Origin of the sequence: Bacillus sp. CBEL-1, assembly GCF_004348885.1 — a bacterium.
Lineage (GTDB): Bacteria > Bacillota > Bacilli > Bacillales > Bacillaceae_H > Priestia > Priestia aryabhattai_A.
Genome location: NZ_SBIM01000013.1, coordinates 681960 through 694118 on the forward strand (window position 1 = coordinate 681960; position 12159 = coordinate 694118).

Below are 12159 nucleotides of genomic sequence, written 5' to 3' on the forward strand. Positions count from 1 at the left end.
TAGCTTTTTTGTCTTACTGAAAACGTACACTATTGCTTTGCTAATGTAATACCGCTCAGTACGTATCGCCACGTGTCATCATCAAACGGAATATTCGGTACTTTTAGTGCACAAACGTGCTTTAAATCCCAATTTAACTCTTCCACTCCCTGAAACCCATCTTCTGGACACAGTAAAAGAATAGAAAACTTACCTCGTGTCATCGTTTTAACTGTCTCTTGTAATTCAGCGGCTTCTTCATATGACCCAGCCCAGCGAACAAACAAAATGGATGGACTCTTTTTGATTGCGTGTAAAAAGCGACGTATGCGAAACACTAACTTTCTTCTAAATGCTGGATATGTGGCATGCCAATGCTGCTGTTGAACAATAGGGAAATCATGTACGGAAATCACGTTATACAGCGTATCTTTTACAAAATAAGATCTAACTAACTTACTTTCATTAGCATTTTCTTCCTTTTCAGCTTCTTCTTCGTTAAAGAAAAAGTCCGTATCATCTAAAAGCATCATATTTCTTAATTCCATAAACCCTTGAAATCGATTCTTTAATAATCGGTTTACATCTGACAGAAACAGAGTAACTTTCCAATCCAGCGGTCCAGAAAATGTGCGGAGATTATACTCTTTCAGTTTTGAAGCAGGGTTACACGCACTTCCCAAACTTAAAACAACGTGATAAGAACCTTTGAGTTCCTCTAAGTTCAACTTCCTTCACCTTACTTTATTTAGTTTATTATTATCATATGGTGAAGGGCCAAAAAAGCTTGGACAAACGAATATTTTTTGAATTTTTTCCCACAAAGAAGTAGATTTAATTTTTATCCCATGTAAATAAAGACTTCATTTTTAACGATACAGTCCACATAAGAAGCCATGCTCTGAAATCATTCAGTTATCTCTTCCTTGTTATTAATCCAGCTTTTTTATCAAACTTGTTTAAAAGAACGGCTGGTAGAACAGCTCTTCAATAGAAAACTGAGGCTGGAATATCACGAACTAATTCCTTCCCAAAGGGAACTCATTATACTTTTTTATAGTAGTTTGTTTAATGGTTTTTCGAACCAACAAAAAATATCCAAACCATCAAAAGTAGTTAACTCAAGATAGTTTGGATATATCATTAATTAAAAGGCGCTTTTCTCATTTTTTATTTTTGTTCCTCAATATATTGTACTAATTCAAACAATACGTGATAAATTAACTCGAATGTATCATGTAGAGAAAGGCTTTCATCAAACCCCGTCATTGATTCAATATCAATATTAATGTCCCACATGCCGTCTTTATCATTAAATAGTGCTTGGAAGCTATTTTGTCCTTCTGCTAACTCATTTGTTAAAAATGCTTTAATATGAGAACCTACTTTTTTTGGCTGGCGCAGTCCGAAAAGCACTTTATAGGTACGAAACACATCATCAAGCTCTACAGAAACCCCTTCAACACGAATCACATCAAATGATTGACATTCAATATAAATAAACTCTTTTGGATGGGTTTTCACATATTGAATTGACTCTTTTAAGAATGTACTAGCAGCTTCTTCAGATAATAAATTTTCAGACTCTTTGTCTACTCTCTCCACGTACGCGTCCGCAAATCGAGTGTGATCACTTTTGGAAGAGATTGTGACGCCTTCTGGAATTAATTCATTTTTCATTGCAAAAATCTTCTCCTCTTCATAAAGCTCTACTTCTTGTCCAGAACAACCTTTTAGTTCTTCTTTAATATACTCTTTTACCGTTTCTTTTAACATTGATTTCCCCTACCCTATTACGGTTAGCCACCTAATTATCTAACAACTCATTTTCCTTTTATAATAACTGAAATGAAGGGTAATTTCTACCATGTACAAACGATTGTCTTTCACTTTTTTTACTTTTTTTATTTTGTTAAATCGATTCGATCTTCCATCTGGGGTGGTTCTTCCATCCAACCATTTTTCGCCATGATTTTTCCGCCATCTTGACCATAGGTTAAGATATCTTTCGCCGTATCAATCAAAGATAGTGGAAGATCATTTCGTAAGCTAAATGCAGTTCCTAGTGCATTGCTTCCCAATCCGAAGCTGCAGAAAATACTTGTACAGTACATCATGAGTTTATCTGAAAATGGTGCTATTTGAGAATTTGTCGCTTTACCAGCCCACGTTGATGCAGCTTGAATATCACTAGCGAGAAGTAGCTGCGTATAGTTAGCTACAATTTTCTTTGATAATTCTTTTCCTTTAATAAAGTATTTACGTACTTCAGGCTCATTCGCCACTTGTGCAAAGCCTGTTATCATTTGCATACCTAAAATATTTGTGTCGACTGCATAATGAATATGCGCTACTTCCACCGTATTAAGCGCTCGCTTTTCAGAAAACAGTTTTATGCCATTCATATACCCCGTACCTTTAGCAAACTTTACTTCTTTTGGCATGGATACCACAGGTGGTCTCACTAGAACACCTTTTTTTTGTAAATAATCTACGCATTGGCTATATACACCTTGCGTAAATCCTGTTAGCTCTTGATATAGAGATACGACATCATCACGTTGTGCCATGCTTAAATGAAGTGTGTGCAATCCCATGCTCATTTGCTTTAATAAGCGTAAAAACATAATGTCAAATAGATGATCGTAAAGTTTTGGCACCCCTGGATTCACGTCTTGCTCTGTAAATCCAACGGGTACAACCGCTCCTTCTTGTTCGAAAATTTGCTTTATTCTTCCTATATAGTGAACAATTTTATTATGGGTAGATGTTAAAATTTCTTTGGCGCCTTCGTCTTCTGCATGCTCAATAAAATGTTCCAGTAGCCGCTGAGACATTGTTTTTTGTTGATATGTCATCCATAGTGTTGCTAGTTCGCTTGAACTAAGTGGTATATGACTTGTCATGTATGTTGCCCCCTATACTTTATCAGGATAAATAAAAAATTTTCGATTATTTTTTTATGTAAATTCTGAGTAACTCCTGCAAAAGCTCTACTAAATAGCATGGCTTCTAAATTGGACACTTTTCTCTCTATCTTTACTTTTTTGATACTACTACTATTTACATTTTTAATCATAATATGTAGTCCATAAAAAAAGCTCTCTATTATGAGAGCTTTTTCCATTATTTTTTAAGCTGAACAAATTTTCTTTTGCCTACTTGGACAATCAAGTCATTTTCTATTGCTACTTGTAAATTTTCATCTGTCACTTTTTTTTGATTTAGTTTTACTCCACCATTTTTTATCATTCGACGCGCTTCACTTTTAGAGGTTTGAAGTCCTAGTTCAACCAATAGTTCAATAATGGGAAGTTGTTCTGAACCTCTCCAGTTCACCACCGGAATATCATCAGGTAAAGCTCCTTTTTGAAAGACCGTTTTGAAATGATTCTCAGCTTCTTGTGCAGCTTTTTCACCATGGTACATTCGCACAATCGTTTTCCCCAGCTGCATCTTTACATCTCTAGGATGTTTCGTGTTTATTGTTAAACCTCGTTCCATTTCCTCAATCTCTTCTAAAGGGACATCCGTAGCAAGTTTGTAATACTTTATCATGAGCTCATCTGGAATTGACATTGCTTTTCCGTACATATTCCAAGGTTCTTCATCGATACCAATATAGTTCTGTTTAGATTTAGACATCTTCTCTATTCCATCTAACCCTTCTAATAAAGGCATAAGCATGGCCACTTGCTTTTCTTTTCCATACTTCTCTTGAAAGTGACGTCCCATTAAAATATTAAAGTGCTGATCGGTTCCACCAAGCTCAATGTCACATTCTAGTTCTACAGAATCGTATCCCTGCATAAGTGGGTAGAAGAATTCGTGAAGAGAAACTGGCTTTCCTTCTCCTAAACGCTTTTCAAAGTCATCTCGCTCTAATAAGCGTGATACGGTAATTTTCCCTGCCAAATTAATGACATCTTCAAAATTAAGCTTTGATAGCCAAGAAGAATTATAGTGAAGTTCTACTTTGTTCATATCTAGCACTTTTCCAAATTGTTCAAAATACGTTTTCGCATTATGTTTGACTTCCTCATCGGTTAATTGTTTTCTCGCAATAGACTTGCCGGTTGGGTCACCAATTTTACCTGTGAAATCACCAATTAAAAGCTGAATAACATGCCCATTTTCTTGAAATTGGCGAAGCTTATTTAATACGACTGTATGCCCTAAGTGAACATCGGGTGCTGAAGGATCTAATCCCAGCTTAATTTTTAGCGGTACACCTGTTACAATTGACTTTGCTACTTTTTGTTTCAGCTCATCGGCAGGGATAATTTCCTGAGTCCCAACACTATATAATTTGTACTGCCTTTCAATCTCTTCTTTTTGATTCTCTGTTGCTTGCGCTAAAAAGTTTTCCATTTTACTTCCTCCTTAAAATAATAAAAACCACGCCCCTAAATAAGGGACGTGGTTCTTACACGCGTTACCACCCTTGTTGAAGAGAGTTCCCTCTCTTCCACTTCATTTTTTAACGGCTCTTCACCGTTCTTTGCTTCTACACAAAGAAAGCTCAAGGAATGTAATTCACTTTTATCTATATACCAGTTCACACCGTCCACTGGCTCTCTGAAAATAGGGAGATAAAAGCTACTAAGATCCTCTCAATGCCTATACGTTATTAATATTTTGAATTATATAGCGAAGCTGCTCAGCTAGCCGTTCTTGCTCACTTACTTCCATTGAATGAACAAGCTTCTTTTCACCTTGATGAAATTTTGGATACAGCTCTTTGATTACTTGTTCACCTTTCTTTGTTAAGCTAATGCTAACACGCCGTCGATCTCTTGGATCAGCACTGCGCTCACATAGGCCTTTGCGCTCTAATGTATTCGTAATAGTACTAATTGTGGCCGTCGTAACGCCTGAAGAAGCAGCTAATTCTTTTGTTTCCATCGGACCCCATACCCACACATCATATAATAATGAAAATGCAGTCCACGATAGCTTATGAGCTGAGAGTACGTCCCGTTCCATTACAATACGTAAAGATTGAGCTGCTCGGTAGAGGTTTGTAGCAACCGCTACTGCGTGTAAATCAACGTCTTTTCCTAGACTTTCAGATAAAACCTTTAAGCGATCTACTTCTTCTATTCGATGTTTATATTTATTTTTCTTATCCATTCGCACCTTACCTTTAATTTTCAGAATCATTAGCTACCTAACGATTAATTTGTATAGGTGTAATTAAACTATAGTTTCATCTAAAAAGCAAGCCCTACTATAAAAATAGCATGAAGCCAACACGGGGCTTCATGCTATTTTTGCAGCTTCAAAAGTGTCTCTTGAAACGCTGGATGGCTTTTATGATCCGATTTATAAGCTGCATAAATTGTATTCGATACGCACATCGTTGAAAACAATACTTTAGAGCGGTTTTGTGCAATTGAATCTTGAATTAAATATGTTGGTAGGATACTTATACCCATACCTTGCTCAATTGCTTCTAATATGGCTCTTAAATCTGGAATAACGTGAGAAGGCTGAATATCCGGACGCTTTTTAAAATGCTCGCGCCAGTATCTTCTAATAATCGGAAGCTCCAAGCCATATGTGAGCCACGTTTGTTTTTTCAACCATACTTCTAGTTCATCCTGTTGTAAGCTTGGCTCTTCAAGCTGAGCGGGAGCAGCAACCACAAACGTTTCCTCTTCAATTTTCACACAATCAATTCCAGCCTGCTGAAGCTTTTGAGTTGTAATAATGAAATCTACTTCGTCTCGCTCAAGCTTTTCTAATAGAATCTGTGCGACTCCAAACTGAACGGTAAAGCGCAGATTCAAATCTTTAATTTTGGGAAGAGATCCTTTTGTAAAATACTCAACAGGTGACCCAATTCTCATAACCGGCGCTAACGAGGAAGACTCATGCCGAAGTTCTAGAGACGCTGTCTCAAGACTTTCAATCAAGGGAACAATTTTGGTATAAAGTTCTTTTCCTTTATCTGTTGGAATCATTTTACGTGGTGCTCGAATAAAAAGAGGTTCTCCTACTTCCGCTTCTAATGCAGACAAATGCTGACTCATCGCAGGCTGTGTCAAAATACGTGCTCTAGCAGCAGCGGATACTGAACGATGTTTATATATGCTAATAAAACTGCGGTACCATTCAAAATCAATCATGTTCTATCCTCCGAGCTTATGAACTTATCTTTAGTATACCAAAAGTGCTACTTTTTCGTCGCAAGCTTGGACAATCGGCTTCACAACCTCTGCATTTCGGTAAGCTAAGTAAATTTGATTTGTAACAGCTAGGTCTAAGAAAAGAACTTGGCACTTTTTTTCAGCAACGGATTGCTCAATCAAATATGTCGGCAAGACACTCATTCCCATACCCGCTTCTATGCCTTTTAGAATTCCTCTTAAGTCAGGAATAACGTGAAAAGGTTCCATTTCTGCTTTTTCATTAAAATGTTGCTTCCAAATTCGTCGAATAATAGGAAGTTCTCTACCATAACTAATCCAGTTCTGTTGCTCCAGCCACGCTTTTCTATTACTTGCCGGAATTGCTTCAAAACTATTCGGTGCTACAATCACGAATTTCTCTTCCTCAATTTTTAAGTAGTTTACACCATCTACTTCATATTTTTTTGTCGCCAACACGGCATCAAGATTACCTCCTACAAGTTCCTCTAGCAGTGGATAGGTAAGACCAAATTGAATATCATAGCGACAGTTCGCCTGACAAAGGTAATTTAACGCTCTTTTAACAAAAAACTCAGATGGAGCCCCCATACGAATTTGATGACAAGATTCCATAGTATACATATCCTTTCTTATACACATAAACAAAGCACCGCTCCTTTCAGAAGCGATGCTTTCATTTAAAATAACCGGAGTTGGTGTACTTCTCTCAACTCAATAATGTCGCGAATAGCTTCTCGGTATTGTTGATAATGAGAGGAGTTAATATGAAGCTGAAAAGCTTTTTCTGAAGCCCAGCGTTCATAGAAAATAACTGTGCCCTTTTCCTCTTTAGACGAGTGAGCAGCATAAAGAATGCAGCCTTCTTCTTGCTTGGAAGGTTGAACAACATGAGCAACAGCTTTTTGCAATTCTTCTTCATAGCCCTTTTTGGCTTTTAACTTTGCATGGATAATAACTGGTTCCATTGAATAAATTCCTTCCTTACAAAGAGCGACGTAAGATATCTTTTACGTCTTCTTTACGAAGGGGAACATAGCTTCCTAATGTTTCACCGCGAACCATTGAACGATCTGCCATTAAATCTAGCTTTTCATCATCGATATTGTAGTCAGCTAACTTAGAAGGTGCTCCAATTGAAGTCCAGAAGGTACGTAAAGCAGCAATGGTTTCACTTGCAACTTGTGAATCTTCTTTTCCTTCACGATTAATATCAAACACTCGTTCTCCAAGCTGTGCTACTTTGGCTGGATTTTGACTAGCAACAAATTCCATCCAGTTAGGGAATAAAATAGCAAGACCTCCGCCGTGGGGAATATCATAGACAGCAGACACTGCGTGCTCAATCATATGCGTAGCCCAATCAGTTTTTACCCCCATTGAAAGCGTGCCGTTTAGCGCAAAAGTTCCGTTAAGGAGCATAACTTCACGGTGCTCATAGCTTTCTAGATTCTTCATAAGTTTCGGAGCGGTTTCAATCATTGTGCGAAGGATTGACTCACCGATACGCTCTTGAAGAGGCGCATTTTGAGAAGCATGAAAATATTGCTCAAATACATGAGACATAATATCCACGATTCCATATACCGTTTGATCTTGAGGTACAGTATACGTAAGCTGTGGATCTAAAATGCTAAACTTCGGATAAGTATGAATTGATCCAAACGAACGCTTTTCATTTGTTTCCCAGTTGGTGATAACTGCTCCACCGTTCATTTCAGAGCCCGTTGCAGCTAATGTTAGAATGGTTCCAATAGGTACAGCAGATGTCGGAACAGCTTTTTTCATGACAATATCCCAAGCACTACCTTCATAATGGGACCCAGCAGCGATCGCTTTTGCACAGTCGATAACACTACCTCCACCAACTGCTAAAATAAGGTCTACTTCATGTTGACGAACAAGCTGAATCCCTTTTTCAACCGTTGTTAGACGTGGGTTCGGCTCCACTCCACCTAATTCAACCACCTGTACATCTGCTTCATTTAAAAGCTCTTGCACTTTATCGTATAAACCGCTGCGCTTAATGCTTCCACCACCATATAGTAATAAAACACGGTTGCCATAAGCTTTCACTTCTGCTGGTAAAGCCGCTAATTGGTCTTTTCCAAAAATTAATTTTGTGGGATTATGATATTGAAAATTTTCCATTGTTTCTCTCCTTTTATTTGTTCATATCAACGACAATTTTTCCTTTTACATGGCGCTCTGACAGCTCCGCTAGAGCTTGTGGTACTTCACTTAACGAAATCACTCTTTCAACGAGCGGAGATACTTTTTTCTCTTGTACTAACTGTAAAAATTCGTCACCCATTTTTGCCAAGTCACGTTCGGCAATTTCATCATGGTTATGATGAATAGCGTTCAGCGCTACTTCATGGAACGAAATGACTTTCGTAAAAGGCTTCACTTTCGTATAGTCAGGTGCTCCAGCAATATGGGCAATATGTCCATTGTAAGCAATTAAATCTAAAGAAGCAGTTGCGTTATCACGACTTACCGTGTCTAACACGGCATCTACGCCTCGTTCGTTTGTGATTTCCATCACTCGTGCTTTCACGTCTTCTTCTCGGTAATCAATTACATAATCTGCTCCTAGTGATTTTACGTACTCGTGATTATGAGCAGAAGCTGTTGAAATGACGGTTTTCCCTGCTGCTTTTGCTAATTGAATTCCAAAACCACCAACACCACCAGCACCTCCATGAATTAAAATTGTATCAATCGCATTCATTGGAAGTTTGCGAAATAATGCTTGGTAGGCTGTATAACCAGCTGTTGGAAGTGCTGCTGCTTCTACAAAAGTAATAGAATCTGGAATACGAGAAATCGTATGAGCCGTTGTTACACCGTACTCTGCATATCCACCTTTTTTATTGAAATCACCGTGATACACAACACGGTCACCTTTTTTCCATTCCGTAATTCCTTCTCCAACTTCTTCTATCGTACCGGCTACGTCTAACCCTAAAATATGTGGATAAACCCAGCTAGGGTTGCCGTTTGTAGCCGTTTTATAATCAACTGGATTTAAACTTGCTGCTTCTACTTTTACAACAACTTCTCCCTTTTTCGCTACAGGATTTGCCATTTCTTCAATTTTCATTTCACGCCATGTGTTTGGCTCATGTAATAATAATGCTTTCATTGCTGATCACTCCTATTCAGAGATTCCCCCTATAAAAGCTTGTACTTCTATAGGAGGTTTTATTTATGCTAATTGTTTAATTACTTCTTTCGCTACGCTAATTGTTGATTGTGGATTTTGACCTGTAATCAAGTTTCCTTCTACTTGAAGATGGTTTGTCCAGTTCGCTGCTCCTACAAAGTTTGCACCTAGTTCACGAAGACGTGTTTCTAAAAGAAACGGCATAAACTGGTCAAGCGTTGTTTCTCTTTCTTCTTCATCTGTAAATGCTGTAACTGATTTCCCTGCTACTAGCGGTGTACCATCTGACAGTGTCACTCCAACTAAACCAGCTGGTCCGTGACAAACCGCTGCCACAATTTTGTTATCTTCATAAAGTTCACGAATAACAGCCTGCAACTTTTCATTGTCTGGAAGATCAAACATTGTACCGTGTCCACCAGGTAAGAAAATCGCATCAAATATTGATACATCCGCAATACTATCTAGTTTTACCGTATTTTCTAAATGAATAGCCGTATCAAGCATTTCTTGTGGAACATCCCCTTCAAGGCTTCGGTCATCAACCGGTGCTTTTCCACCTAAAGGACTTGCTACTGTTACGTTATATCCCTTCTTTGCAAATTCAAGATATGCTTCACCAAACTCTGAAAGCCATAGTCCTGTTTTATGATCATCGTTCATTTTATCTGCTGTTGTTACAACCATTAAAATATGTTTTGACATATTAAGTTCCTCCTAAAAGCTTGTATTGTTTTGTACTACAAGTCATATTGTACGACCTCATTTCCGATAATACAAATTAGAAAATATATATTTATCTATAAATATATTTATAGATAAATAACCAAGTAGAAAAGCATCATGATACTTTTCTACTTGGCTTTTTAAATAGCTCTCGTATTTGCTCGTTACTAAAACTGCATCCCGCGTAAATACATGCTCCTGCTATCGTTGAAAGAGTAGCGGTAAGAACAGAAACCATGTAATCCTGCACAACGCCTGTTAACTGAACCGTTAACAATTTGTTCATGATAAACACAACGATTCCCATTAATGCAACGTGCATAATGGATATTTTCACTTTGGCAAGCTCAGGTATAATACGATACGACAGAGCTTTTTTAATAAGGTGAAAATTATATAAAACGGATACACCGTACCCTATGTACGTAGCCAAAATTGGTGCAAGTTCTTTAAAAGATGAAAGCAGTGCAATATTTAGAATGAACTTCAGTATAATACCAGTTAGTAAACCAACAATTACTTTTTTCTGCTGGTTAACCCCTTGTAAAATAGCTGCTGTAATAGTGAATAAACCAAATAAAATGGCCATGGGTGCGTACCATTGGAGAACAAAACCTCCCAGCTCATAGCTGCTGCCTGATGGAAAAATCATTCGATAAATAGGTTTTGCTAACAGAGATAAACCAACCGCAGCCGGAAACGTCAAAAAGAAAAAGAGCTGCAGAACCTGCGTGATTTTCTGCTTAACTTCATTTTCGGCGCCTTTTGTATAAGAAGTCGTAATGCTTGGTAGCAGCGACATCCCAAAAGCAGTTGCTAGTGAGACTGGAATCATTACCAAAATTTGCGCAAGGCCAATAACTGCGTTGATTGTTTCAGCTTTTTCCTGGGTATAGCCAATTGACTGAAACAATGCATTAACTGTAAACGTATCAATATTTTGATAGATAGGAATGGCTAATCCAACAATCACAAATGGAATGCTATAACTTAATAGCTCTTTTAACATTAAAGCAATCGGAATTCTTTTATTTTCTTGGCTGTTCTGTACTTGTTTGTAAATAAAATGCTTGCGCTTTTGATACACAATAACTAATACAAGAAGACCTGCGCCACCTCCTACTGCTGCGCCAAATGTCGCCACTCCAACCGCGCTCGTTATACTACCATTAAACATCGTTAACACAGCATACGCACCACATACGATAAACACAACCCGAACGACCTGCTCAATCACCGTGCTCAAAGCCGAAGGACCCATTGATTGATTTCCCTGAAAATACCCTCGTAGTAAGCTCATCGCTGGAATAATAAGAAGAGCAAAGCTGACCATTTGAATTACATAAACTACGTCATCCATACTATTTCCACTTCCGTCTTGCCTTCCAACGACGAGATGAGCTAGAGTCGGAGCTAGAGCATATAAAATTGCACATGCTATGATCCCAGTCACCATCATTAAAAACAAACCAAACTTCAATAAATCTTGACTTGCCCGATAGTTTCCTAGTCCATTATATTTTGACACATACTTAGAAACGGCTAGCGGGAGACCCATTGTCGATAAACTAATCATAAGACCATAAGGCCCATACGCATATTTGTAAAGAGCGTATCCTTCATCTCCGACCAAGTTCATAAATGGAATAATATAAACAAACCCTAAGATTTTTGAGATAAGCGTAGCAGCTGTTAAAAAGAGCGTGCCACGTACTAACTTGTTATTCATATTCCTCTTCTCCCTAAAAAAAGCAGCTATAAGCTACTTTTAAACTCTTCATACTTCGCTTCCAATTCGCTGATTAAACTTCTTCCATGCTTTTAAATGAAGAGCTCCTTTTGCATAGAACTCAAGCTGTTCAAAGCTTTTCCAGTACTGTAGCAAAGTGATTGTTTTCCACGAAAAAGATATTTCTATATGTAAAAAACCAAGCTCTCTGTTTAGATAAAGTTCTTTTATCATCGGCGGCATGGCCATAAATACAGGAAGCCATTTTGAGAAAGAAAATAGTTTATTAATTCTCATACCGATAATAAACACAACTATATCTTCTTTTGAATCTACCGTATAGCACCCGCTATAAATCTTCTTTGCCAACACCTTCACCTCCCAGTAACCCTGTATATTTTACC

Annotated in this window: 13 protein-coding genes and 1 other annotated feature; all 13 genes read right to left on the minus strand. The window is 37.8% G+C overall.

The genetic code is table 11. The annotated features are described in order from the left end of the window. Positions 1–29 precede the first annotated feature (29 nt). On the minus strand, positions 30–707 hold the full coding sequence (locus EPL02_RS13505; protein WP_131887989.1) for a DUF1796 family putative cysteine peptidase: 678 nt from the start codon (positions 705–707) through the stop codon (positions 30–32). Between the two features lie 442 nt (positions 708–1149). Continuing rightward, complete coding sequence (locus tag EPL02_RS13510) at positions 1150–1755, minus strand: hypothetical protein (RefSeq protein WP_094912190.1); 606 nt, start codon at positions 1753–1755, stop codon at positions 1150–1152. A 128-nt stretch (positions 1756–1883) separates the two neighbouring features. Next, a complete protein-coding gene (locus EPL02_RS13515) occupies positions 1884–2885 on the minus strand; it encodes a DUF3231 family protein (RefSeq protein WP_094912189.1) in 1002 nt (333 codons plus the stop codon). Between the two features lie 220 nt (positions 2886–3105). Further along, the gene (gene tyrS, locus EPL02_RS13520; RefSeq protein WP_094912187.1) at positions 3106–4350 is read right to left on the minus strand and encodes a tyrosine--tRNA ligase; all 1245 of its coding nucleotides are present in this window, start codon (positions 4348–4350) and stop codon (positions 3106–3108) included. A gap of 39 nt (positions 4351–4389) precedes the next feature. Next, positions 4390–4605, minus strand: a binding site (T-box leader). Continuing rightward, complete coding sequence (locus EPL02_RS13525) at positions 4600–5112, minus strand: MarR family transcriptional regulator (protein ID WP_131887990.1); 513 nt, start codon at positions 5110–5112, stop codon at positions 4600–4602. (Overlaps the previous feature by 6 nt.) Before the next feature lie 134 nt (positions 5113–5246). Continuing rightward, positions 5247–6110 (minus strand): LysR family transcriptional regulator, encoded by an 864-nt coding sequence (locus tag EPL02_RS13530; RefSeq protein ID WP_094912186.1) that lies wholly within the window; start codon positions 6108–6110, stop codon positions 5247–5249. Positions 6111–6140: 30 nt separating this feature from the next. Beyond that, positions 6141–6746: a substrate-binding domain-containing protein gene (locus EPL02_RS13535; RefSeq protein ID WP_165932577.1), complete on the minus strand. Its 606-nt coding sequence runs from the start codon at positions 6744–6746 to the stop codon at positions 6141–6143. Between the two features lie 65 nt (positions 6747–6811). Next, a complete protein-coding gene (locus tag EPL02_RS13540) occupies positions 6812–7099 on the minus strand; it encodes a putative quinol monooxygenase (RefSeq protein ID WP_094912184.1) in 288 nt (95 codons plus the stop codon). Positions 7100–7115: 16 nt separating this feature from the next. Beyond that, the gene (locus EPL02_RS13545; RefSeq protein ID WP_094912183.1) at positions 7116–8282 is read right to left on the minus strand and encodes an iron-containing alcohol dehydrogenase; all 1167 of its coding nucleotides are present in this window, start codon (positions 8280–8282) and stop codon (positions 7116–7118) included. A 13-nt stretch (positions 8283–8295) separates the two neighbouring features. After that, entirely contained in the window at positions 8296–9279 is a 984-nt protein-coding gene (locus EPL02_RS13550; RefSeq protein WP_131887992.1) for a zinc-binding dehydrogenase, read from the minus strand. Positions 9280–9342: 63 nt separating this feature from the next. Further along, positions 9343–10005, minus strand: coding sequence for a type 1 glutamine amidotransferase domain-containing protein (locus tag EPL02_RS13555; protein WP_094912181.1), 663 nt, complete (start codon positions 10003–10005; stop codon positions 9343–9345). A gap of 136 nt (positions 10006–10141) precedes the next feature. Beyond that, the gene (locus EPL02_RS13560; RefSeq protein ID WP_131887993.1) at positions 10142–11755 is read right to left on the minus strand and encodes a putative polysaccharide biosynthesis protein; all 1614 of its coding nucleotides are present in this window, start codon (positions 11753–11755) and stop codon (positions 10142–10144) included. A 48-nt stretch (positions 11756–11803) separates the two neighbouring features. Beyond that, complete coding sequence (locus tag EPL02_RS13565; RefSeq protein WP_094912179.1) at positions 11804–12124, minus strand: monooxygenase family protein; 321 nt, start codon at positions 12122–12124, stop codon at positions 11804–11806. Positions 12125–12159 lie beyond the last annotated feature (35 nt).